At 75.6% G+C, this 23,042-nt stretch carries 27 protein-coding genes; 1 reads left to right on the top strand and 26 read right to left on the bottom strand.

Annotated elements, in window-relative coordinates; genetic code table 11:
- Positions 1-30: 30 nt before the first annotated feature.
- The 13 genes from OG994_RS02355 to hisD form a co-directional block, all read right to left on the bottom strand.
- On the bottom strand, positions 31-1,035 hold the full coding sequence (locus tag OG994_RS02355; protein WP_328852058.1) for an NADP-dependent oxidoreductase: 1,005 nt from the start codon (positions 1,033-1,035) through the stop codon (positions 31-33).
- On the bottom strand, positions 1,035-1,460 hold the full coding sequence (locus OG994_RS02350; RefSeq protein ID WP_120327423.1) for an organic hydroperoxide resistance protein: 426 nt from the start codon (positions 1,458-1,460) through the stop codon (positions 1,035-1,037). The genes OG994_RS02355 and OG994_RS02350 overlap by 1 nt, the downstream gene beginning before the upstream one ends.
- 5 nt (positions 1,461-1,465) lie before the next feature.
- Entirely contained in the window at positions 1,466-1,912 is a 447-nt protein-coding gene (locus OG994_RS02345) for a MarR family winged helix-turn-helix transcriptional regulator (RefSeq protein ID WP_328852057.1), read from the bottom strand.
- 56 nt (positions 1,913-1,968) lie between these two features.
- Positions 1,969-2,532, bottom strand: a complete 564-nt coding sequence (locus tag OG994_RS02340) for a DUF3558 family protein (RefSeq protein ID WP_328852056.1) — start codon at positions 2,530-2,532, stop codon at positions 1,969-1,971.
- A 95-nt stretch (positions 2,533-2,627) separates the two neighbouring features.
- A complete protein-coding gene (locus OG994_RS02335) occupies positions 2,628-2,906 on the bottom strand; it encodes a hypothetical protein (RefSeq protein ID WP_120327272.1) in 279 nt (92 codons plus the stop codon).
- Between the two features lie 93 nt (positions 2,907-2,999).
- The gene (locus tag OG994_RS02330; RefSeq protein WP_328852055.1) at positions 3,000-5,741 is read right to left on the bottom strand and encodes a helix-turn-helix transcriptional regulator; all 2,742 of its coding nucleotides are present in this window, start codon (positions 5,739-5,741) and stop codon (positions 3,000-3,002) included.
- 133 nt (positions 5,742-5,874) lie between these two features.
- Positions 5,875-6,600 (bottom strand): bifunctional 1-(5-phosphoribosyl)-5-((5-phosphoribosylamino)methylideneamino)imidazole-4-carboxamide isomerase/phosphoribosylanthranilate isomerase PriA, encoded by a 726-nt coding sequence (priA, locus tag OG994_RS02325; RefSeq protein WP_120327270.1) that lies wholly within the window; start codon positions 6,598-6,600, stop codon positions 5,875-5,877.
- A 15-nt stretch (positions 6,601-6,615) separates the two neighbouring features.
- Positions 6,616-6,939, bottom strand: coding sequence for a hypothetical protein (locus tag OG994_RS02320; RefSeq protein ID WP_120327269.1), 324 nt, complete (start codon positions 6,937-6,939; stop codon positions 6,616-6,618).
- Positions 6,940-7,072: 133 nt separating this feature from the next.
- Positions 7,073-7,699 carry an imidazole glycerol phosphate synthase subunit HisH gene (gene hisH / locus OG994_RS02315; protein WP_328852054.1) on the bottom strand — a complete coding sequence of 209 codons (627 nt, stop codon included), beginning with the start codon at positions 7,697-7,699 and terminating at the stop codon, positions 7,073-7,075.
- The gene (locus OG994_RS02310) at positions 7,696-7,869 is read right to left on the bottom strand and encodes a hypothetical protein (RefSeq protein ID WP_192902071.1); all 174 of its coding nucleotides are present in this window, start codon (positions 7,867-7,869) and stop codon (positions 7,696-7,698) included. Before OG994_RS02310 ends, hisH begins: the two co-directional genes overlap by 4 nt.
- Positions 7,869-8,480: an imidazoleglycerol-phosphate dehydratase HisB gene (gene hisB / locus OG994_RS02305; protein WP_120327267.1), complete on the bottom strand. Its 612-nt coding sequence runs from the start codon at positions 8,478-8,480 to the stop codon at positions 7,869-7,871. Before hisB ends, OG994_RS02310 begins: the two co-directional genes overlap by 1 nt.
- Positions 8,477-9,583, bottom strand: coding sequence for a histidinol-phosphate transaminase (locus OG994_RS02300; protein ID WP_328852053.1), 1,107 nt, complete (start codon positions 9,581-9,583; stop codon positions 8,477-8,479). The genes hisB and OG994_RS02300 overlap by 4 nt, the downstream gene beginning before the upstream one ends.
- A 31-nt stretch (positions 9,584-9,614) precedes the next feature.
- Entirely contained in the window at positions 9,615-10,937 is a 1,323-nt protein-coding gene (gene hisD, locus OG994_RS02295) for a histidinol dehydrogenase (protein ID WP_120327265.1), read from the bottom strand.
- Positions 10,938-11,044: 107 nt separating this feature from the next.
- On the opposite strand from hisD, the gene OG994_RS02290 reads away from it, so the two are divergent.
- Positions 11,045-11,749 (top strand): LON peptidase substrate-binding domain-containing protein, encoded by a 705-nt coding sequence (locus tag OG994_RS02290; protein WP_328852052.1) that lies wholly within the window; start codon positions 11,045-11,047, stop codon positions 11,747-11,749.
- Here the strand turns inward: OG994_RS02290 and OG994_RS02285 are convergent.
- From OG994_RS02285 to ftsZ, 13 genes are all read right to left on the bottom strand, one after another.
- Positions 11,664-12,590 (bottom strand): DUF2567 domain-containing protein, encoded by a 927-nt coding sequence (locus OG994_RS02285; RefSeq protein ID WP_328852051.1) that lies wholly within the window; start codon positions 12,588-12,590, stop codon positions 11,664-11,666. The genes OG994_RS02290 and OG994_RS02285 overlap by 86 nt on opposite strands.
- Before the next feature lie 56 nt (positions 12,591-12,646).
- Positions 12,647-14,101: a MinD/ParA family ATP-binding protein gene (locus OG994_RS02280; protein ID WP_328852050.1), complete on the bottom strand. Its 1,455-nt coding sequence runs from the start codon at positions 14,099-14,101 to the stop codon at positions 12,647-12,649.
- Positions 14,102-14,224: 123 nt separating this feature from the next.
- Positions 14,225-15,169, bottom strand: a complete 945-nt coding sequence (locus OG994_RS02275) for an RluA family pseudouridine synthase (protein WP_120327261.1) — start codon at positions 15,167-15,169, stop codon at positions 14,225-14,227.
- Entirely contained in the window at positions 15,166-15,780 is a 615-nt protein-coding gene (gene lspA / locus OG994_RS02270; protein WP_120327260.1) for a signal peptidase II, read from the bottom strand. Before lspA ends, OG994_RS02275 begins: the two co-directional genes overlap by 4 nt.
- A 63-nt stretch (positions 15,781-15,843) precedes the next feature.
- Positions 15,844-16,263 (bottom strand): TraR/DksA family transcriptional regulator, encoded by a 420-nt coding sequence (locus tag OG994_RS02265; protein WP_120327259.1) that lies wholly within the window; start codon positions 16,261-16,263, stop codon positions 15,844-15,846.
- Positions 16,264-16,489: 226 nt separating this feature from the next.
- The gene (locus OG994_RS02260) at positions 16,490-17,989 is read right to left on the bottom strand and encodes a potassium/proton antiporter (protein ID WP_120327258.1); all 1,500 of its coding nucleotides are present in this window, start codon (positions 17,987-17,989) and stop codon (positions 16,490-16,492) included.
- Between the two features lie 22 nt (positions 17,990-18,011).
- Positions 18,012-18,317, bottom strand: a complete 306-nt coding sequence (locus tag OG994_RS02255) for a DUF167 domain-containing protein (protein WP_120327257.1) — start codon at positions 18,315-18,317, stop codon at positions 18,012-18,014.
- Positions 18,318-18,328: 11 nt separating this feature from the next.
- A complete protein-coding gene (locus OG994_RS02250; protein ID WP_328852049.1) occupies positions 18,329-18,967 on the bottom strand; it encodes a hypothetical protein in 639 nt (212 codons plus the stop codon).
- A gap of 76 nt (positions 18,968-19,043) precedes the next feature.
- On the bottom strand, positions 19,044-19,844 hold the full coding sequence (locus OG994_RS02245) for a DivIVA domain-containing protein (RefSeq protein WP_120327255.1): 801 nt from the start codon (positions 19,842-19,844) through the stop codon (positions 19,044-19,046).
- A gap of 41 nt (positions 19,845-19,885) precedes the next feature.
- Positions 19,886-20,191, bottom strand: a complete 306-nt coding sequence (locus OG994_RS02240; protein ID WP_120327254.1) for a YggT family protein — start codon at positions 20,189-20,191, stop codon at positions 19,886-19,888.
- A gap of 28 nt (positions 20,192-20,219) precedes the next feature.
- Positions 20,220-20,909 carry a cell division protein SepF gene (locus OG994_RS02235; RefSeq protein ID WP_328852048.1) on the bottom strand — a complete coding sequence of 230 codons (690 nt, stop codon included), beginning with the start codon at positions 20,907-20,909 and terminating at the stop codon, positions 20,220-20,222.
- Between the two features lie 192 nt (positions 20,910-21,101).
- Entirely contained in the window at positions 21,102-21,845 is a 744-nt protein-coding gene (locus tag OG994_RS02230; protein ID WP_328852047.1) for a YggS family pyridoxal phosphate-dependent enzyme, read from the bottom strand.
- A gap of 9 nt (positions 21,846-21,854) precedes the next feature.
- Positions 21,855-22,970 carry a cell division protein FtsZ gene (ftsZ, locus tag OG994_RS02225; RefSeq protein WP_120327251.1) on the bottom strand — a complete coding sequence of 372 codons (1,116 nt, stop codon included), beginning with the start codon at positions 22,968-22,970 and terminating at the stop codon, positions 21,855-21,857.
- Positions 22,971-23,042: the final 72 nt, after the last annotated feature.

Raw genomic sequence — 23,042 nt, 5'->3', positions numbered from 1 at the left:
CTCGCGCCACCCGCCCCGCCGAGAGAGGGGTCACAGGCGGACGAGCATCTTGCCGAGGTTCTCGCCGCGGAGCAGGCCGAGGAACGCCGCCGGGGCGTTCTCGATGCCGTCCACCACGGTCTCGTCGTACGACACCCGCCCCTCGCGCAGCCAGCCCGACATCTCCCGGACGAACTCGCCCCGGAGCGCCTCGTGGTCGCCGACGAGGAAACCGCGCAGCGTGAGCCGCTTGCCGATCACGAGCGACAGGTTGCGCGGCGCGGCCGGCGGTGCGGTGTCGTTGTACTGGGCGATCATCCCGCAGACCGCCACCCGGCCGTGCGTGCGCATCGCCGAGAGGGCCGCCTCCAGGTGGTCGCCGCCCACGTTGTCGAAGTAGACGTCGATGCCGTCCGGCGCGGCGGCCTTCAGGGACTCGCGGACCGGGCCGTCGTGGTAGTCGAACGCCGCGTCGAAACCGAGCGCGGCCAACCGCGCCACCTTCGCCGGGGAGCCGGCGCTGCCGATCACGCGGGCGGCGCCCCGCAGCTTGGCGATCTGCCCGACGAGGCTGCCCACCGCACCGGCCGCCGCCGAGACGAAGACCGTCTCGCCCGGCCGCATCCCGGCCACGTCCAGCAACCCGGCGTACGCGGTCAGGCCGGTCATGCCGAGCACGTGCAGGTACGTGGTCACCGGCGCCAGGTCGGGGTCGACGATCCGGGCGGAGCGGGCCTCGACCAGCGCGTACTCCCGCCAGCCCAGCCCGTGCAGCACCACGTCGCCCGGGGCGAACCCGTCGGCCTCGCTGGCCACCACCTCGCCGACCGCTCCCCCGTCGAGCGGCGCGTCGAGCCGGAACGGCGGCGCGTACGACTTCACGTCGTCCATCCGTCCCCGCATGTACGGGTCCACCGACATGTACCGGTTGCGGACCAGGAGCTGCCCCGGGCCGGGCTTGGGCACCTCGGTCTCGACCAGCCGGAAGTTCTCCTCGGTCGGCCAGCCGTGCGGGCGCGACGCCAGGTGGATCTCCCGGTTCACCGGCGCGCCCATCACGCCGCCGTCCGGACGGTCGGCACGACGTCGATGTTGCCGCGGGTGGCGTTGGAGTACGGGCAGACCTGGTGCGCCTGCGCCACCAGCTGCTCGGCGGCGGCCCGCTCGACGGCGGGCAGGTCGACGACGAGCGTGACGGCCAGCGCGTAACCGCCGGCGCCGTTGGGGCCGATCCCGACCTGCGCCTCCACGACCGAGTCGGTCACGTCCGCTCCCGCCCGCCGTGCCACCACCCGCAGCGCCGAGTGGAAGCAGGCGGCGTACCCCGCGGCGAAGAGCTGCTCGGGGTTGGCCGCGCCGCCGTTGCCGCCCATCTCCTTGGGGACCGCCAGGTCGAGGTCCAGCGTGCCGTCGGAGGTCTGGACGTGGCCGTCGCGGCCGTCGCCGGTGGCCCGGGCGGACGCGGTGTAGAGCACCTGCATGGCGGTCACTGCTCCTTCTGTCGGTGGATCGTCTCGGTGACCCGGGTGAGCGTGTCGCGGAGGGCGACGAGGTCCGCCTCGGTGAGCCCGGTGGACACGGCGACACGCGCCGGCACGTCCGCCAGGCGGTCCCGCAGGGCCCGGCCGGCGTCGGTCAGCTCCACCTCGACCCGCCGCTCGTCGCGGGTCGAGCGCCGCCGGCGCACGAACCCGGCCTCCTCCAGCCGCTTGAGCAGCGGGGAGAGGGTGCCGGAGTCGAGGCGCAGCTCGGCGCCGATCTCGGAGACGGCGGGGGCGGCGCCGTCGCGCTCCCAGAGCACGAGCAGCACCAGGTACTGCGGGTAGGTGAGCCCCACGGCGTCGAGGAGGGGCCGGTAGACGTCCGTGAGGGCCCGCGACGCCGCGTAGAGCGCGAAGCACACCTGGCGGCGCAACACCAGGCCGTCGGTCACCCGAGAAAGGTAGCGCACAATTGAATTGCGCGCTACTCATCACCGAGGGAGCACGGTCACATGCGTCCGGCCACCGTACGGGCGATCTGCTCCAGGGGCTTCCGGTTCTCCGCCGGGTCGTTGAGCCGCACCAGGCGTACCGACACCCACCGGCCGGACCGGAGGATGAAGACGGCCTCGTGCGTCGCGTACGCCTCCTCGCCGAGGCCGGCCAGCGGGCGCAGCTCATGGCCGAGGTCGCGCTCGATGTCGAGGAACTTCTTCGCGCCGTCGCCCACGAAGACCTCCACCTGGCCGGTCGGCCCCGTGGGCGGCGCGGTGTAGGTGCACGCCTCGGGCGCCGGCACGGCGTCCTGCAACCGGGTGCCGGCGAGCTTCTCGGCCTCGTCCTTCGTCACCAGCGCGCAGGGGTCCACGGCGGCGGGCACCGCCGAGGTGGGCGGAGCCTCCTCGGTGGCCGGAGCGTCCTCGGCCGGCGCCTCCTCGGCGGGCGCCTCGACGGCGGCCGGCGGCGGGTCGTCCTGCCCGGACCCGCAGCCGGCCACCGGGCCGGCCAGCAGCGGGAGCAGGCCGGCGAGCAGCAGCGCGGCCCGGCGCGGGTGACGGCGGACGTGTCTCATGGGGACCTCCGAGAGCGGTCGGTCGTGGGTGGGCCGGTGGGAAGGGGCGGTCGGCACGCGGACGGGGCGGCGGTGTCCGGCGTCCCGGTGTCCGGTCACGGTCCGCCTCCCGGTCCCGTCACCGCCGGCGCGTCCGGCGCCGCGATCCACTCGGCCGGTCCCAGCCGGTCGACCCGCCAGCCGGCGGCGGCGGCCACCGCGGCCACCGTCTCCGCGTCGGGCCCCTCGACCAGCGCGAGGACCACGTCGTCCGCCGGGATCCGCAGGGCGCCGCGCAGGCGGGTGGTGCTCGTGGTGAGCCCGCCCACCGGGCTGTCCGCGCACTCCCCCGGAACGCGGTCGTAGCGTTCGAGGACGAAGAGTCGAGTGGACATGCGTCGACGCTAGGGCCGCCGGGCCGCCCGGTAATCGGGTGTTTCCCTATCCTTCGACGGCCGCCGCCGGACCGGCCCCGCGCGTGCCGGCCGCTACCCGTCGGCTCCCGCGCCGCGGGCCATCGCGGCGCCCAGCTCCGCGCGGCTGGTCACACCGAGCTTCCGGTAGACCCGGGCCAGGTTGGCCTCGACCGTCTTCGGGCTGATGAAGAGGGTGTCGGCGATGACCCGGTTGGTCCGGCCCGCCGCGGCGAGACGCGCCACCTCCAGCTCCGTGCCGGTGAGCTGGCGGGGCGCCGCACGCCCGCCCGTGCGCTCCGCCTCGGCGCGGGCCCGGGCCGCCAACGCCGCCGCCCCGAGCGCCTCGAACTCGCCGGCCGCGGCGGTCAGCGCGTCCCGCGCCTCGCGTCGCCGCCGCACCCGCCGGTACGCCAGGCCGGCCACGAGCAGGCACCGGGCCCGGTCCAGGGGAAGCACGTCGGCCGGCACCGCGGCCCGGGCGGCGTCCAGCTCGGCCAGGGCCTCGGACGGGTCCCGGCCGAGGGCGCCGGCGAGCAGCACCCGGCTGCGGGCCAGGGCCAACGTCGCCCACGGCCGCGGCAACCGCCGGTGCCGCGCCGCCAGCCGCTCCAGCACGGCCTCGGCCGTGGTCAGGTCACCGGCCCCGACGCAGGCCTCCAGCCAGTCCGGTTCGGTGCGCTGGGCGATCGGCTCGACCAGCCCCAGCCCGTCCATGGCCGCCGCCAGCACGCCGTAGTGGCGCGCCGCCTCCGGCATCCGGCCGGCCATCAGCGCCGCGTAGCCGGCGAGCTGGGTGTGGATCCGCAGCCGCCACGCGTCGTCCAGTTCGGCCGCCCGGCGCAGGCCGTCCTCGGCGATCCGGGTCGCCTCCGCCAGCCGCCCCCGGTGCGCGAACAGCAGCCCCTCCAGCCAGTCCACGCCGGCCGAGTCGGCCCCGTACTGCTCACCCAGCTCGCGGGCGGCGGCCAGGTGCGCGGCGGCGTCCGCCCAGCGTCCCGCGAGCAGCTCGGTCTCCCCGAGATGGCACAGCAGCTCGTGCTGGAACGGCTCGTCGCCGCGGACGACCGCCCGGTCGAGCATGCGGTGCAGCCGCTCGCGCGCCCGGCCGTGCTCGTCGAACGACTTCCACAGGATCGCCGGAACGGTGCCGGCCAGCCACGACGGCTCCTCACCCTCCAGGGCGAGCGCCCGCTCCAGCAGCTCGGCCCGAACCGGCAGCCCGGCCCGGACCTCGTGATAGAGCAGGAGCAGCAGCGCCCCGGCGAGCACCGGCCCGTCCTCCGGGCTCCCCGCGAGCAGCACGACCGCCCGCTCGGCGTGCCACCGGCCCGGGTCCGGCGCGTCCCGGAACATGCTCAGGTGGGCGTGGATCCGCCCGGCCAGCGCCGACCCGGCCGGCGCGGCGGCCAGCGCGCGTTCGGCGGTCGCCACGATCGTCTCCGCCGCCTCGTCGGCACTCCAGCCGACGACGGCCCGTAGCAGCAGCGCCTCGACGCGCGCCGGACCGGTCAGCTCCTCGGCCACCCGCTCGGCGGCGGCCCGCGCGGCCGGGTAGTCGCCGCTGTCGTACCGGCACTGCGCGGCGGCCAGCCGCCACCGCGCGTACTCCCCGGCGGCCTCGGGTGGTGCGAGACGCGCCGCCGTCTCGTACAGCCCGGCCGCGATCTCGGGGGCGCCGAGGGCCCGCTGCCGGGCCGCCGCCGCGGCGATCTCGGCGGCCGCCGCGGCGTCCGGCGCGTCCACGCAGCGGGCCAGCTGGCGGGCCCGCTCGTCCGGGTCGCGCGCGGTGTCGGCGAGGAGCCGGTGCAGCCGGCGGCGCACCCCGGGCGGCACGTCGCCGCGGACCGCGGCCGCGTACACCGGGTGCGCGAACGTCACCTCCTCGCCGGTGACCGCCACCAGACCGGCCTCCTCCGCGGCGTCGAGATCCTCCGGAGCGACGCCGGCACGGGCCAGCCCGGACAGGGTCGGTCCGCCGGAGAGCGCGGCGAGCCGGATGGCCTGGCGGGTCGCCGGCGGCAGGGCGGCCAGCCGCTCGGCGACCAGGTGCCGCAGCGACGGGGCGGCCGGCAGGTCGGCTCCGGGCGCCGGAAGCTGCGGGAGCCGCAGCACCGCCCGGGCCAGCTCGATGGCGAGCAGCGGGTTGCCGCCGGAGTCCTCGGCGATGCGGACCAGCAACGGGCGGGGCAGCGTCGCGCCGGTCTCCGCCCGCAGCACGTGGTGCAGCGCCCCCACGCCGAGCGGGCCGAGCGGCACCCGCTCCAGCAGCGCGCCCGTGGCGCCCTGGTCGAGGCCGAGCGGCGTCTCGCGCGGCCGATCGGACCGGGCCGTCACCAGCACGGCGACCCGCGGCACCACGCGACGCAGCGCGAACCGCAGCGCCCGCTCGCTGGGCGGGTCCAGCCACGGGGCGTCGTCCACCGCCACCAGCACCCGGGGCGTGTCGGCGACGGCCGCCTCCAGCACCGCGCGGGTCGCCGCCCCGACGGCCCGTTCGTCGACCGGCCCGGTCACCTCGCCGGTGAGCAGCACCCCGCCCAGCGCCGCGCGCTGCGGCGGCGAGAGCTGCGCCGCCCGGTCGGCCAGCGGCGCGAGCACGTCGGCGAGCGCCGCGAACGGCAGCGACTGCTCGATCTCCGTGGGGGCGCAGGCCAGCACCAGCCAACCGTCCCGGGCGGCGGCGTCCAGCAGCGTCCGGTGCACGGCCGTCTTGCCGATGCCGGCCGGCCCCTCCAGGAGCACCGGACGGCCCTCGTCCAGGCAGCACCGCGCCCGGTCCACCAGCGTGTCCCGACCGACGACCGCCACGCCCACGGAGTCAGTCTCGCAAGCACCGGCCGGGCCGGTCGAGAACCGTACGGCGGGTCGGCGCGCGCCGTACGGTCAGCCGCGCTCGGCGCGCCACCCCCGCCCGCGGGTGGGTCGTGTCGGCTTCTGTTCGCCGGCGTCAGGCCCGGGCGAGGGTCTCGAGCGCCTCGGCGACGGTGAACGCGCCCGCGTAGAGCGCCTTGCCGGCGATCACGCCCTCCACGCCGAGCGGCTCCAGCGCGGCCAGCGCCCGCAGGTCGTCCAGGGTGGACACCCCGCCGGAGGCGATGACCGGTGCCTCGGTACGGGCGCACACCTCGCGCAGCAGGTCCAGGTTCGGCCCGCGCATGGTGCCGTCCTTCGTGATGTCGGTGACCACGTACCGGGCGGCGCCCGCCTTGTCGAGCCGCTCCAGCACCTCGAACAGGTCACCGCCCTCACGGGTCCAGCCGCGGGCGGCCAGGGTACGGCCGCGCACGTCCAGCCCGATGGCGACCCGGTCGCCGTACTCGCCGACGATCCGGTCGCACCACACCGGGTCCTCCAGCGCGGCGGTGCCGATGTTCACGCGGGCCGCCCCCGTGCCGAGCGCGGCGAGCAGGGACTCGTCGTCCCGGATGCCGCCGGAGAGCTCGACGTTGACGTCGAGCTGCCGCACCACCTCGGCGAGCAGGTGCGCGTTGGTGCCGCGACCGAACGCGGCGTCGAGGTCGACGAGGTGGATCCACTCCGCGCCGTCCCGCTGCCAGGTCAGCGCCGCCTCCAGCGGGTCGCCGTAGCTGGTCTCGCTGCCGGCGGCGCCCTGCACGAGCCGGACGGCCCGTCCGTCGGCGACGTCCACGGCGGGTAACAGGGTGAGGCTCAACGTCTTCTCCTCGCGTCAGGTGCGGCGGTCCAGGGCGATCACCACGATCGCCGGCAGTACGAGCAGCAGGAGCACGACCAGCGCGATCCGCAGCGCCAGGTCGTCCACCAGCGACCAGATCAGGATCAGTGCCGCCACGGTGAGCAGCACGATGGCGGCCCGTTCGGTACGCGTGTGCCGGGCCAGCCGGCCGGTGCCGCGCCGGCGCCAGCGGGGCGTGAGACGGCGTACCAGCAGGCGGCGGCGTTCCCGGCGGGCCACCCGGCGGCGGCGCGCGGCGCGTTCCCGGGCCAGCTCGGCCTCGCGCGCCGCCCGGCGGCGGGCCCGTTCCTTGCTCACGCGGCCGCCTCGCGGCCGGCGCCGGCACGCCGGGCGGTCCGTGCCGCCGTCGCCGACCGGTCCCGCCCACCGCGCCCGGTGGCCCGCGCCCTCCGGCCGCCCGCCCCGGGGGCGACCGGCGTCCCCGCCGCGGTCACAGTGCGGCCAGCCAGTTGCGCAGCAACCGGGCGCCGGTGTCGGCCGACTTCTCGGGGTGGAACTGGGCGGCCGAGAGCGGGCCCCGCTCGACGGCGGCCACGAAGTCCGCGCCGTGGTGGGCGGTGGTGACCGTGGCGCCGGCGGCGGCCAGCGCCTCCGGGTCGGTGACCGCGTACGAGTGGACGAAGTAGAACCGGCTCGTGTCGGGCAGGCCGGCGAAGAGGACCGACGAGGACGGCGCCTGGACCGTGTTCCATCCCATGTGGGGCAGCCGCGTCGCAGGGAGGCGGGTGACGCCGCCCGGCAGCAGGCCCAGCCCCTTGGTGACGACGCCGTGCTCCTCGCCGTGCGCGAAGAGCACCTGCATGCCCACGCAGATGCCGAGCACGGGGCGACCGGCGGCCACCCGGTCGGCGATCACGGGGCCCGCCCCGAGGGCCTCGATCCCGGCCATGCACGCGGCGAACGCGCCGACGCCGGGCACCACGAGGCCGTCCGCCGTGGCGGCGGCCCTCAGGTCGTCGGTGACCCGCACGTCGGCGCCGGCGGCGGCGAGGGCCCGCTCGGCGGACCGCAGGTTGCCCGACCCGTAGTCGAGCACCACCACGTCGGGGCGGCTCATGACCCCGCCTCCGGGATCAGCCAGAGCACCCCGCCGACGGTGGCGAGGACCGCCAGCAGGGCGGTGACCAGCACCGCGCCGCGCGGCGCACCCTGCCGGTGCAGGGACAGCACACCGCCCACGAGCACGCCGGCGAGTACCAGCAGCAGGACCGGCAGCACCGCACCCATCACAGCGCTCCCTTCGTGCTGGGCACGGCGCCCGCGGCCCGCGGGTCGATGGCCGTGGCCTCGCGCAGCGCCCGGGCGACCGCCTTGAACTGCGCCTCCACGACGTGGTGGGCGTCGGGGTGACCGCCGGGGCGGGCCGCCCGCAGCACGTCCACGTGCAGGGTGATCCGGGCCGCCTGGCCGAAGGACTCCCAGATGTGCCGGGTCATGCTGGTCGGGTAGACCGGCCCGATGTACGGCGCGAGCGGCGGCTCGTCGTGCAGCACGTACGGCCGGCCGGAGAGGTCCACCGCGGCCCGGACCAGCACCTCGTCCATCGGCACGGTGGCCGAGCCGTACCGCCGGATGCCGGCCTTCTCCCCCAGCGCGCGGTCGAACGCGGCGCCCAGGGCGAGCGCCGTGTCCTCCATCGTGTGGTGGGCGTCGATCTCCAGGTCGCCGACGGTCTGCACGGTCAGGTCGAAGCCGCCGTGGCGGGCGATCTGGTGCAGCATGTGGTCGTAGAAGCCGACGCCGGTGCTGATGTCGGCGGCGCCGGTGCCGTCGAGGTCGATCTCGACGAGGACCTTGGTCTCCTTGGTGGTCCGCTCGACCCGTGCGGTGCGGCTCATTGCTCGCCTCTCGATCGCGGGGCTTGCGTGCCCGTCAGCTTGTCCATGGCGGTGAGGAAGGCGTCGGTCTCGGCGGGGGTGCCGGCGGTGACGCGCAGCCAGCCGGGCAGGCCGACGTCGCGGACCAGCACACCGGCGTCGAGAAGGGTGCGCCAGGCCGCGGACTGGTCGCCGCCGACCTCGAAGAGCACGAAGTTGGCGTCGCTGTCGGCGGCGCGCAGCCCGCGAGCGCGCAGCTCGGCGACGATCCGGTCGCGCTGCTCCTTGATGGCCGCGACGGTGCCGAGCAGGGCGTCCCGGTGCGCCAGCGCCGCGCGGGCGGCCGCCTGGGTGAGCGCCGACAGGTGGTACGGCAACCGGACGAGCTGCACGGCCTGCACCACCGCCGGGTCGGCGGCGAGGTAGCCCAGCCGCCCGCCGGCGAACCCGAACGCCTTGCTCATCGTGCGGGTCACCACGAGCCGGGGGTGGCCGGGCAGCACCGCGAGGGCGCTCACCGTGCCGGGCCGGGCGAACTCGGCGTACGCCTCGTCGACCACGACCATCCCCGGCGCCACGTCGAGCACGGCCGTGACCACGGCCGGGTCCAGCGCGGTGCCCGTGGGGTTGTTCGGCGAGCAGAGGAACACCACGTCGGGCCGGTGCTCGCGGACCTGGGCCACCGCCTCCTCGGCCGTCAGCCCGAAGTCGGCGCCGCGCCGGCCGGGCACCCACCGGGTGCAGGTGCCGAGCGCCAGCAGCGGATGCATCGAGTACGCCGGGACGAACCCGAGCGCGCTGCGCCCCGGGCCGCCGAACGCCTGGAGCAGCTGCTGCTGGACCTCGTTGGAGCCGTTGGCCGCCCACACCTGGTCCACGGTGAGCCCGTGGCCGAGGTAGCCGGCCAGGTCGGCGCGGAGCGCCACGGCGTCCCGGTCCGGGTAGCGGTTGAGGTCACGCAGCTCGGCGGCGAGGGCCTTGCCGATCGCCTCGACCACCGGCTCCGGCACCGGGTAGGAGTTCTCGTTGGTGTTGAGCCGCACCGGCACGTCCAGCTGCGGGGCGCCGTACGGCGTCCGGCCGCGCAGGTCGTCGCGGATCGGCAGGTCGTCGAGGGTGGTCATGCCGCCACCTCCGGCCGGCGTGCGCGTCCGGTCACGACGACGCCCCCGGGAAGCGCGCGCGGACCGCCTGGCCGTGCGCGGGCAGGTCCTCCACCCCGGCGAGGGTCACCACGTGGGGCGCCACCTCGCGCAGCGCGTCCTGCGTGTACTCCACCAGGTGGATGCCGCGCAGGAAGGTCTGCACCGACAGCCCGGAGGAGTGCCGGGCGCAGCCACCGGTGGGGAGCACGTGGTTGGAGCCGGCGCAGTAGTCGCCGAGCGACACCGGCGACCAGGCGCCCACGAAGACCGCGCCCGCGTTGCGGACCCGCAGCGCCCACTCGCGGGCGTCCCGGGTCTGGATCTCCAGGTGCTCGGCGGCGTACGCGTCGACGACCCGCAGCCCCGCCTCCAGGTCGTCCACCAGCACCACGCCGCTCTGCTCGCCGGTCAGGGCGGTGGTGACCCGCTCGGCGTGCTTGGTGGCGGGCACCTGCCGGGCCAGTTCCCGCTCGACCGCCTCGACCAGCGCCACCGAGGGGGTGACCAGCACGCTCGCCGCGAGCGGGTCGTGCTCGGCCTGGCTGATCAGGTCGGCCGCGACGTGCGCCGGGTCGGCGGTGTCGTCGGCCAGGATGGCGATCTCGGTCGGGCCGGCCTCGGCGTCGATGCCGACGACGCCGCGCAGCAGCCGCTTGGCGGCCGTGACCCAGATGTTGCCCGGTCCGGTGATCATGTCGACGGGGTCGCAGTGGTCCGTGCCCTCGGCGTCCACGGCGGCGCCGTACGCGAGCATGGCCACCGCCTGGGCGCCGCCCACGGCGTAGACCTCGTCCACGCCGAGCAGCGCGCACGCGGCGAGCACCCGCGGGTCGGGCAGGCCGCCGTTGTCCTTCTGCGGCGGGCTGACCACCACGAGCGAGCGGACGCCGGCCGCCTGGGCCGGCACGACGTTCATCACCACGGTCGACGGGTACATCGCCAGGCCGCCGGGGACGTAGAGACCGACCCGGTCGACCGGCACCCAGCGCTCGGTGACGGTGCCGCCCGGCACCACCTGCGTGGTGTGGTCGCTGCGCCGCTGGTCGGCGTGCACCCGCCGGGCCCGGCGGATCGACTCCGACAGCGCCGCGCGGACCTCCGGATCGAGGGTGCCCTCCGCCGCGGCGATCGCCTCGGCCGGCACGCGCAGCACCTCGGGGGACACGCCGTCGAACCGCTCGCTCGCCTCCCGGATCGCCGGGTAGCCATGCTCCCGCACCGCCTCCACGAGGGGGCGGATCCGCTCGACGGCCACCGACACGTCGAGCTGGGCACGGGGCAGCAGGCGGCGCGGGTCACGGACGCCACCGCGCAGGTCGATCCGGTTCAACACCCTTGCGAGTCTAGGCGGCCGGCCGGCGGGCCGGCCCGCGCCGCCCGCACGGCGGGACGGTGAGCCGGGACACGCCACGGTCGGCGGAGCGGACTAGGCTCGACGGCGTGACTGCGCGGTTGCCGGTGTTCCCGCTCGGAACGGTGCTCTTCCCCGGTCTGGTGCTGCCGCTGCACATCTTCGAGGAGCGCTACCGCGCCCTGGTCCGGCACCTGGTGGCGTTGCCCGAGGACGCCCCGCGCGAGTTCGGCGTGGTGGCCATCCAGGCGGGCTGGGAGGTGGCGCCCACCGGGCCCGGCGGCCGGCCGCTGCCCGGCGCCGGGGACGTGACCCTGCACGAGGTGGGCTGCACCGCGGAGCTGCGCCAGGTCACCGAGCTGGCCGACGGCGGCTTCGACATCGTCACGGTCGGCCGGCGCCGGTTCCGCATCGCGGAGGTGGACCGGCGCTCGGCCCCCTACCTCACGGCGGAGGTCGAGTGGCTGCCCGAGCCGGGCGGCACGGACGAGACCGCCGAGCTGCTCGCCGCCCGGGTGATCTCCGTGTTCCGGCAGTACCTCGGGCTGATCCGGCCGGACCCGCAGGACATCACCGAACAGCTGCCCGAGGATCCGACCGTGCTGTCGCACCTGGTCGCCGCCGCGGCGGCGCTCACGGTCGACGACCGGCAGCGGCTGCTCGCCATCGACGACACGGCGGCCCGGCTCCGGGCCGAGCTGCGGCTGCTCAACCGCGAGGCGGCTCTCCTGCGCCAGGTGCGGGCGGTTCCGGTGCCGCTGGCGGAGCTGGCGTCGCCACCGACGCCCAACTGAGACCGGGCGCGTCGGGCACCGGCTCGGGGCGCAGCGACGGCCAGCGGGACCAGCCCGCCAGCAGGGTGTACGTCACGGCGGCGCCGAACGCCGGCAGCAGCAGGTTGCCGTGCGGCACCGGCACCACGCCGAGGAGCCAGTCGATCCCGCCCGCGCGCAGGTCGGCCGGCTTCGTGAAGGCCTGCCCCTCCGGGGCGGTGGCGAGCAGCCGGTCGAACGTCCCCAGCCCGACCCGGCGGCCCACCTGCCAGGCCACCACGGCCGCCGCGAACGCCCCGAGCACGGCGGTGCCCAGCCCGACCGGGCCACGCCGCCGGCGCAGCAGGAACCAGACGGCGAGCGCGGCCAGCACACCGAAGCCGAGTCCCAGCAGGCTGAACCAGCCGTCCGCCGCGATCGGCTGCTCCGGTTGCGGCTCGGCGTAGACGGCGCCGGCGGCCGCCTTCACGACCGGGGTGTCCGGTGCGACGGCCGCCCAGAGCAGCCCGAGCGGCACGCCGAGCGCGGCCAGCGCCGCACCGGTGCCCACGGCGCCTCTCCAGGCCCGCCGCCGGTCGGCGCCGTCGACCAGGGGGTGAACGGGGCCGGGTGCCGGGTGCGCGGCCAGCGGGCCGTCGCCGGCCGCGGGACCGGAGCCCGGGGCGTCACCGGCGGTCGGGGCGAGGCTGGCGTCGCCGGCGTGGGGGCCGGGGTCCTGGGCGGGGCCGGCCGGGCCGGTGGTCCCGGCGGGGCCGGCGTCAGCGGCGGGCGACGCCGGTCCGGTGGCGTGTGCCGGCGGGGCGGTGCGGTCGGCCTCGCCGGAGCGGACGGGCCGGGCGGGGTCGGGGGTGTCCGGGCTCACCGGATGATCCTCTCAGGCCGACGGAGGAACGGGAGCGCCGGAGGCGGCACACCCCCTCACCGGGCGAACGGCTCCAGCATGACGGCGGCGGCACGCAACCAGGCCTGCCGTGTCTCCGGCTGGAGCTGGTGGTACTCGATCGAGGACCCGGTCTCCAGCGCCGGGTCGTACGGCACCACGGCCACGGCCCGGGTACGGCTCGCGAAGTGCCGCTCCAGGTCGTCCTGCAACGCCGACCGGCCGGGGGTGGGGCACGAGATCAGGGTGACCGCGTTCTCCGCCAGCTCACCCATGCCCACCTCGTGCAGCAGGTCGAGCATCCAGTCCGCGCTGAACGCGGCGTCCTCGCGCGGGACGGTGGTGACGACCAGCTGGTCGGCGGCCTGCATCACGGTGCGCCAGTTCGCGCTCTCCACGTTGTTGCCGGTGTCCACGCAGATCACCTCGTGGGTACGCCGCAGCAGCTCCAGCACCCGGCGGACGGTGAACTGGTCGAGCCGGTGGGCGAAGCGGGGGCTCTCCTCGCCGGCCAGCACGTCGTACGACCCGTCGGAGGCGTGCCGCAGGTAGTCGTCGAGGCGTTCGAGCAGCCGGCCGCCCTCGAGGATCTCGATCTGGGCGAGGTCGGTGATCAGGTGGCGGATCGTCCGGGCGTGCCGGGCGCTGCCGGCGCGCAGCCCCAGCGTGCCGCGCAGCTCGTTGTCGTCCCACGCGACCACGCCCCGGCCGCGGACGCTGCCGACGGTCGCCGCGGCGAGCACCGTGGCCGTGGTCTTGTGCACCCCGCCCTTGGGGTTGGCGAAGGCGAACACGCGCGGGCCGCCGAGTTCGCGGCGCAGCACGGAGGCGGCCCGCTCCAGTTCCGGGTCCGGCGGCGGCGGACGCCACTCGACGCGGGCCGGGTAGCCCCGGTCCGGGGCGACCGGTGGCGGCGCGACCGGTGGTGGTGGCGCGACCGGCGGGGGCGCGACCGGTGGTGGGGCCATCGGTGGGCCGGCGGCCACGGGCGGCGCCGCGTAGCCGGCCTCGGGTCGGTAGCCGTTGTCCAGCAGCGCGTAGCGGGACTCCACCGGAGGCGGCTCGTGCCGGTAGCCGTTGTCGAGCAGCGCGTACCGCGAGGCGGGCGGCTCCGGCGGCTCGGGCCGCCGCTGCTCCGGCACGCGGTACGCCGGCTCGCCCGGATAGCCGGGGTCGGTCCGGTACGCCGGGTCGACCCGGTAGGTGGCCTCCGCCCGGTATCCGGGATCGGGCCCGTACGGCGGCTCGCCGGGCGGGTGCACGGCCGCGGCCCGGCCCGCGTACCCGTTGGGCGTCGCGCGGCGCGGCAGCGGCTCGGGCGGGAGCGGCCCCGGCGGGGACAGCGGACGGGCCGGTGGCAGCGGCTCCTCGACGCGCCGGTCCGTCTCGGGCTGCTCGGCGCCCCGGCCGGCGTGGCGGGCACGGTCGAGCAGCGCCCGCCACCGCGGCGCCGGTTCGGCCGGCCGGCCCCAGCCGGTCTCGCTGCCCTCCACGGCTCGCCCTCCCCAGCGCGATCGATGTCCGCCTGACAGGCTACGGAGGAAACCCTATTCGGACCACACCACCCCGCGCACACCTCCCCGACCCGGAGCGCCACCGGCGGGCCGGCGGCCGGTTCAGTCGCGCAGGATCCGTAGGGCGCGTTCCAGGTCGTCCGGATAATCGCTGACGAAGCGGACCTCGTCACCGGTCCGGGGGTGCAGGAAGCTCAGCTCGCGGGCGTGCAGCCACTGCCGGTCCAGCCCGAGCCGGGCGGCCAGGGTCGGGTCCGCGCCGTAGGTGAGATCGCCCACGCACGGGTGACGCAACGTGGAGAAGTGCACCCGGATCTGATGGGTCCGCCCCGTCTCGAGGCGGACGTCGAGCAGGCTCGCGGCCGGGAACGCCTCGAGCGTGTCGTAGTGGGTGACGCTCGGCTTGCCGCCGGAGACCACCGCCCACCGGTAGTCGTGGGTGGGATGCCGGTCGATGGGGGCGTCGATGGTCCCCCGCAGCGGGTCCAGGTGGCCCTGCACCACGGCGTGGTAGCGCTTCTCCACCTCGCGGTACTTGAACGCCCGCTTCAACGCCGTGTACGCCTGCTCGCTCTTCGCCACCACCATGACGCCGGTGGTGCCCACGTCGAGCCGGTGCACCACGCCCTGCCGCTCCGCGGCCCCGCTCGTGGAGATGCGGTGGCCGATGGCGGCCAGCGCGCCGATGACGGTCGGGCCGGTCCAGCCGGGGCTGGGGTGGGCCGCCACCCCCACCGGCTTGTCCACCACCACGATGTCGTCGTCGGCGTAGATGACGCGCAGGCCGGGCACCGCCTGCGGGACCACGGTCGGCGGGGCGGCGGGCGCCGGCAGGGTCACCTCGAGCCACGACCCGGCCTTGACCCGGTGGGAGTTGGGGCGTACGGCGCCGTCGACCAGCGCGTCCCCGGCGTCGACCAGGGCCGCGGCGGCGGTGCGGGAGAGACCGAAGAGGCGGGACACCGCCTGGTCGAGCCGCATGCCGTCGAGGCCGTCGGGCACCGGCAGGGACCGGTGGTCGCCGCCCGTCGCGAACGCCGAGGTCACGTCCGCTCCCGCTGCTCGACGGGCACGGTCGCGGGGTCGTCGACCGGGCGGCCGTCGCGGCCCAGCCGCGACCCGTCGCGCTGGCGGCCGGTGAGTTCCAGCACGACGGCGAGCACCACGCCGCAGACCAGCGAGCTGTCGGCGAGGTTGAACACCGGGAAGTACTCGCCGAACGGGCCGAAGACGCTGATCATGTCGACCACGTGACCGACGAAGTGGCCGGGGGCCCGGAAGATGCGGTCCATCAGGTTGCCGAGCGCCCCGCCGAGCACGAGGCCGAGCGAGATCGCCCAGGGGATCGAGCGCAGCCGCAGCGTCATCCAGACGATCCACCCGATCACCGCGGTGGTGACCAGCGGGAAGACCCAGGTGTGGTCGGAGCCGATGCTCCACGCGGCCCCGCTGTTGCGGACGAGGTTCAGGTAGATGAGGCCGCCGAGCAGCCGCACCGGCTCGCGGTCGGTGAGGGCCGCGAGGGCAAGGTGCTTGGTGACCAGATCGATCAGGAGGGCGACCAGCGCGGTGCCGGCCAGGATCGCGACGGCCCTCGGTCGCGCTCGGCGGACGGCCGGCTCAGCGCTGCCGGATCCGGCGGGCGGTGCTGCGCTCATCTGCTCCCCATCGACACTCGGCGGTGATCGCTCACCGTCTTCCTCGCCGCCGGGGAGCGGACCTCAGCGCCGCTCCTCCAGCTGCTTGCAGGTCACGCAGAGGGTGGCCGACGGGAAGGCGGCGAGCCGCTCCACCGGGATCGGGTTGCCGCACCGCTCGCACCAGCCGTAGTTGCCCTCGTCGAGGCGCTCCAACGCCCGCTCGACCTGCGTGATCCGCTCCAGGATGCTGTTGGCGAGGGAGATCTCCTGCTCCCGCTCGAACGTCTTGGTGCCCGTGTCGGCCTGGTCGTCCCCGGCCGAGTCGGTCAGACGGTCGCGCTGAAGCTCGGTGATCTCGCTCAGCGTCTGATCGTACTCGGCGCGGAGTTCGTCCCGCCGCGCCGCCAGCGCCGCACGGATCTTCTCGGTCTCGGCCGCGCTGCGGGTCGGCTTCGCCACCGCCTTGCGGCCGGCGGTCCTGGTGTCGGCTGGCTTCGCCATCGTCGCTCCCTCGGCCGGAAAGCCGCGGCGGTCCGCGGCACCTGGACAGGGGGAGCCGAACACGGGCGTCCCCCAGGTACGAAAAGGGGCGCGCGGCGACGACCGCCGCGCACTCCAGAGGTTGGCAAGAATACGGAACGTACAGGCGTCCGACAACGTGCCGCACCGACGCACCGCTATTCAGCCCCAAGCCCCACCTAACTGGGGCAAAAGGAACGCTAGCAGATCAACCGTCCCGATCATCGCCGTACTCGCCAAACCACCGGGCCAGGCGGCCCCGCCGGCTGACCGCCCGCAACCGCCGCTCCGCCTCGTCGCGGGCGCCACCGGTGGCCACGATGAGCAGGTTGTCGCCGGTCTTCAGCCGGGTGTCCGGGCCCGGCACGAACCCGACCCCGTCGCGCAGCACCAGCGTGACCACCGCCCCCTGCGGCAGTCGCAGCTCGTCGACGTGCACCCCGGCCAGCCGGGACCCGGCCGGCACCTCGAGCTGGAGCAGGTCCGCCCGCATCCGCTCCAACGGCGCCGTCTCGACGTGCACCTCCGCGGCCTCGGCCGGCGCGGTCACGCCGAGCCGCCGGGCCACGGGCGCGAGCGTCGTCGTCTGGACCAGCGTGAAGATCACCACCAGTACGAACACCGCGTCGAAGAGCCGGTCGGCGCCGGGCACCCGCTCGGACAGCGGGATGGTGGCCAGCACGATCGGCACCGCGCCGCGCAGCCCGGCCCACGAGAGGAACGCCTGTTCCCGCGGGCCGACCGCGAACGGCAGCGCGGAGACCGCCACCGACAGGGGACGCGCCGCGAGCACGAGCGCCAACCCGGTCACCACCGCCGGGACGACCGCCGCGTCCAGCCGGCCGGGCGAGGCCAGCAGCCCGAGCAGCACGAACAGGCCGATCTGGGCCAGCCAGGCCAGCCCGTCGGCGAAACCGAGGATCGCGCGCCGGTGCGGCAGCCGCGCGTTGCCGAGCAGCACCCCGGCGACGTAGACCGCGAGGAAGCCCGAGGCGTGCAGCACGGCCCCGGCGGCGTACGCCAGCACGGTGAAGCCGACGACCGCGATCGGGTACAGCCCCGCCGACGGCAGCGCCGCCCGGCGCAGCGCCCAGCGGCCCGCGACGCCGGCGACGGCGCCGACCGCGGCGCCGAGCGTCAGTTCGTAGCCGACCAGCAGCACCTCGTACCACCACGGGTGCCCGGCGCCGTGCCGGGAGAGCAGCACGACGAGCAGCACCACGGGGGCGTCGTTCATGCCGGACTCGGCCTCCAGGGTGGCCACGAGCCGGGGCGGCAGGCGCAGCCGGCGGAGCGTGGCGAACACCGCCGCCGCGTCGGTCGACGAGAGCACCGCGCCGTACAGGAGGGCCAGCCGCCAGTCCAGGCCGAGCAGGAGGTGGACGGCGACGCCGACCACGACGATGCTCACCACCACGCCGACGGTGGCGAGCGCGGCCGAGAGCCCGAGCACCGGACGCAGCGTGCTCCACCGCGCCGTGAGCCCGCCCTCGGCGATGATCACGATGAGCGCGCAGAAGCCCAGCGTGCGGGTGAGGTCGGCGTCGTCGAAGTCGATTCCCAGCCCGGCCTCGCCGATCGCCACGCCGAGGGCCAGGTAGACGAGGAGGCTGGGCACGCCGAGCCGGGTCGAGAGCCGGACGGCGCCGACGGCCACCAGCAGCACGGCCGCGCCGACCAGCAGCGCGAGATCCAGCCCGGGCGTCATGGATGCCTGGCCCGGGCAGTCCTCACTCGCCGGATCCGTCGCGCAGCCGGCGCAGCGCCGCGGACACCTCGGGACCGGGCCGCTCGATGAGGAAGAGCTTGTCGCGGCTGGCGGCGCCGGACCGCAGGGAGACCGCGGCCGGCCGGACGCCGAGCGCGCCCGCGAGCGCCCGCCGGGCGGCCTCGGTGGCCCGCCCGTCGACGGCCGGCGCGTTCACGGCGACGACCAGCGCCGGCCCGTGCGGGCCGTCGAAGCGGCCACCGACCCGGGCCCGGGCGGAGCCCGGCTTCACCCGGACCGCCACCGTGAGTGTGTCGTCCGTGGACACCGCGACCCCGCTCAATCCGGGCGCGCGTCGGTGAGCAGGGCCGTGGCCGGCGCGCACCGCGCGCAGGGAGTGAAGCCCAACTCGACCGCCTCGGCCACCGGCAGTGGTTCGTGCTCCCGCCCCACGAGGTGGGGGCAGCTGGCCAGGTGGTAGCGGGGACGACCGTCCACCACCCGGACCTCGTCCGGCAGGTCGGCCACCCGCAGCGCCTCCGCGGGCGTCACCGACTGCGCGCCGGGCTCGTCGTCGTACGCCTCCGCGGCCCCTCCCGTCGACGGGGCCGACCCGTCGCCGGCGGGCGGACCCGACTCGTCCGCGGCCGACGGGGCGGGCGGTTGCCGCCACCCGCCACCGGTGCCGACGGTCGGTGGAACGTGCTGGACCGGGATGTCGGGCTCGGCCAACGGCGGGCCGTACGCGGCCCCGGCCGGGTCGGCGATGGGGACGTCGTCCGGCTTCCGCTGCCCGGGCCGGCCGGTGCCCGCCGTCGCCCGGCCGGCGGCCGCCTGGCGGGCGCCCACCACCAACGCGACGGCGGCCAGCAGACTGGCCGCGATGGAGATGACCAACATGAGGCTGGAGCCGCCGGCCAGGCCGAGCACCAGCAGCACCACGGCGACGAGGATGAGCAGGAGACTGGCGACTAGCACGGCTCACCCCCGCCGCGTCGGACCGTCCAGGGGGCGGTCGGCGACCGTCTGTCGAGCGACGGCCGCCGACCGGAGATCAGCGACCGGACTCGAGGGCGCCGGAGCGACCGCCACCGTAGGAGCCGGCGAGACCGGCGGTGGCCAGACCGTTGCCACCGGCGACCCGGCCGGCCTCGGACCGGCTCATCTCGGCCTCCAGGCCCTGGCCGCGGCCGTCGAGGTCGCGCAGCTGGCTCTCCAGGTACGCCTTGAGCCGGGTGCGGTACTCCCGCTCGAACTGCTTGAGCTCCTCGATGTGCTTCTGCAGCGCGGTGCGCTTGGCGTCGAGACCGCCCATGGCCTCCTGGTGCCGCTGCCGGGCGTCCCGCTCCAGCGCGTCGGCCTTCGCCCGCGCCTCGCGGGTGACCTCCTCGGCCTTGGAGCGGGCCTCGGCGAGCAGCTGGTCGGCCTCCCGCCGGGCGTCGGACACGTGGTCGTCGGCGGTGCGCTGGGCCATCATCAGCACCCGCAGCGCCTGCTGCTCGCCGTCACCGGCGACGGCGGCGCCACCGGCGGCGCGGACCTGCTCCAGCTCGGCCTGCATCGCGCGGGCGGCCTGCTCGGCCGCGGCCTTGTCGCGCTGGACCCGGTCGAGCTGGGCCTTGAGGTCGTTGAGCTCCGCCGCGAGGCGGGCGTCACCGCCGGGGCCGGCGGGGGCACCGCCACGGCCGCCGCGCTCCACCTGGGCGCGCAGCTCGTTGTTCTCCTCGATGAGACGGGCGAGCTCGCGCTCGACCTCGTCCAGGAAGGCGTCGACCTCCTCCTCGTCATACCCCCGCTTGCCGATCGGCGGCTTTTTGAAGGCGACGTTGTGGACGTCGGCCGGGGTCAGCGGCATCGAAACTCCTCGGGTCAGTTGCGGCCGCGAAAGCGCGCTGGTCAGGCAAAGGCCAGGATCAGGCGCCTAAACACGAACTCCATCAGCACGAACAGGATAACCAGGAGCACAAGCGAGGCCAGGTCGACGCTCACGGTACCAATTCGCAGTGGTGGGATCACACGCCTCAACGCGCGCAGGGGCGGATCAGTGACGCTCCACACGACTTCGAGTCCGGCCGAGGCGCCCCGCCCCGGTTGCCAGCGCCGACCGTAGGCCAGGACCGCGCTGAGGACAAATCGGGCCAGCAGGGCGAGCAGGAACACGTAGAGGACCAGGTAGACCACCTGGAGCACGATCGACAACACGACAGGCGACGTCCCTCGGTCGGGCGGGTCAACTCAGACTGAAAAAGCCGCCCTCAGCGATCTTGGCCTTGTCCTCCGCGGTGACCTGGACGTTGGCCGGTGAGAGCAGGAACACCCGATTGGTCACGCGCTCGATCGTACCCCGCAGCCCGAACGCCAGCCCGGCGGCGAAGTCGACAAGACGACGGGCGTCCGCCTCGTCCATCTCCGTGAGGTTGATGATCACCGGCACGCCGTCCCGGAAGTGCTCACCGATGGTCCGCGCCTCGCGGTACGTGGTCGGGTGCAGCGTCGTGATCTGGTAGCGCTGCTCCTCGTCGGCGGCGACCGTACGCTCCCGCGGCGGCGCCTGCGGCGCGAGGGCGAGGTTGTCGCGCGTGTGGTAGGTCAGCGCGCCCGACGGCTCACCGGTCGAACGGGTGATCGACCGGACGCTGGAGCGCTCCGTGCGCTCCGACCGCTCCGGCTCGGCCCGCTCCGTGTCCGCGGCGCGGCTGCTCGTACGCTCACCGAGCCGGCCGCGCTCCCCCAGCCGGGGCCGCGGCGCCGGCGCCTCCTCGGCGTCGTCCTCGTCGTCGGCGAACTCCTCGGCGTACCGGCTCTGCCGGTACCGCGAGTCCCGGTAGCCACCCTTGTCGTAGCCACCGTCCTCGTAGGCCCGCTCGTCGTCCTCTTCGACCAGACCGAGCCAGACCCCCGCCTTGCGCAGTGCACCCATCCCGCGCCCTTCCATCCGCCGTGCGGCACGCGCCCCCGTGAAGTGTCGCCTGTCGCGAGTGGACTCTTTCTGCCCACCGGACCGGAACGGCAATCCACCCGGCACGCGATTCGCGTCGCGCGCCACGACCCCCGACGCCGGGATGCCGTTCCTGAAACAACACCGATGTGATTCGCTTCTTCCGCGGTCAGGCTACCGCAGCGTGGGGCGCATTCCGAGCAACGCGCTACCGACGCGGACATGTGTCGCGCCGTATCTGATCGCGATCTCCAGATCGCCGCTCATTCCCGCGGAGAGCGCCGTCGCGTCGGGATGGGCGGCGCGGACCCGCGCGGCCATCTCGGCCAGCCGGGCGAAGGCCCGCTCCGGTTCCCAGCCCAGCGGCGCCACCGCCATGAGGCCCGCCAGCCGCAGCGCGGGCGCCGCCGCGACCGCCTCGGCCACCGGGTCCAGCCCCACGTCCGGATCGGACGAGTCGGGCAACGCACCGCCCCGCGCCGGGTCGCCGTCGATGCTCACCTGCACCAGCGCCGTGAGCGGCCGGTCCCGGCCGGCCGCCGCGGCGTCCAGGGCCCGCGCCAGACGGACGCTGTCCACCGAGTGCACGGCGTCGGCGTAGCGCACCACGGAACGGGCCTTGTTGCGCTGGAGGCGCCCGATGAAGTGCCAGCGCGGCGTCACCCCGGCCGCCGCCACCTCCGCGGCCTTCCCGGCCGCCTCCTGGTCGCGGTTCTCCCCCACGTCGGTCACACCGAGGTCGGCGAGCGCCACCACGTCGGAGGCCGGGTACGTCTTCGTGACCGCGATCATGGTGACCTCGGCGCGGTCCCGCCCGGCCGCGGCGCAGGCGTCCGCGATCCGGGCGCGGACCCGGGCCAGGCCCGCCGCGAGTTCGGCACGGCGGTCCGGCCGTACCGTGGTCGAGCTGTCGGTCATCGGCGGCGCTCAGGACCCGTTCTTGAGGAAGTCGGGCACGTCGACGTCGTCGAAGAGCACGCGCCGGGGCGACTGCTGCGGCGGCGGCATCGTCGCCGGCGGGGTGACCGGCGGGTTCTGCGGCGTCGGCTGGTTCTGGTTGGTCTTGCGCGCCGGCTCGGCCGCCTTGTACGCGGGCGCCCCGCCGTCGAAGCCCGCCGCGATCACCGTGACCCGCACCTCGTCGCCGAGTGCGTCGTCGATGACCGCGCCGAAGATGATGTTCGCGTCCGGGTGGGCCGCGTCGGTGACCAGCTGGGCCGCGTCGTTGATCTCGAACAGGCCGAGGTCCGATCCGCCGGCGATGGAGAGCAGCACGCCGCGCGCGCCGTCCATGCTCTGCTCCAGCAGGGGGCTGGAGATGGCCGCCTCGGCCGCCTCCACGGCGCGGTTCTCGCCCCGAGCGCTGCCGATGCCCATGAGCGCGCTGCCCGCCCCGCTCATGACGCTCTTCACGTCGGCGAAGTCCAGGTTGATCAGACCGGGCGTGGTGATCAGGTCGGTGATGCCCTGGACACCGGAGAGGAGCACCTGGTCGGCGGTGCGGAACGCGTCCATCATGCTGATGTTGCGGTCGCCGAGCGCCAGCAGCCGGTCGTTGGGGATGACGATCAGCGTGTCGCACTGGTTGCGCAGCTCGTCGATCCCGGCCTCCGCCTGCACCTGGCGGCGCTTGCCCTCGAACGAGAACGGCCGGGTCACCACACCGATGGTCAGCGCGCCGAGCTTGCGGGCGATGTTCGCCACCACGGGCGCGCCGCCGGTGCCGGTGCCGCCGCCCTCGCCGCAGGTCACGAAGACCATGTCGGCGCCCTTGAGCACCTCCTCGATCTCGTCGCGGTGGTCCTCGGCGGCGTTCTTGCCGACGTCCGGGTTGGCGCCGGCGCCGAGCCCGCGGGTCAGCTCCCGGCCGACGTCGAGCTTGACGTCGGCGTCGCTCATCAGCAGCGCCTGCGCATCGGTGTTGATCGCGATGAACTCGACGCCCTTGAGCCCAACCTCGATCATGCGGTTGACGGCGTTCACGCCGCCGCCACCGATGCCGACGACCTTGATGACCGCCAGGTAGTTGTGCGGAGGTGTCATCTGAAGGTCCTTTCCCCCTCGAGATTGGCATGGGCCGGCCCCACACGGCTTGGCCAGGTCAGCGGTCGACGT

The organism is Micromonospora globbae, assembly GCF_036184225.1.
Taxonomy (GTDB): domain Bacteria; phylum Actinomycetota; class Actinomycetes; order Mycobacteriales; family Micromonosporaceae; genus Micromonospora; species Micromonospora globbae.
Note: the sequence above shows the minus strand (reverse complement) of the source record. Positions and strands in the feature narration are given on the sequence as shown.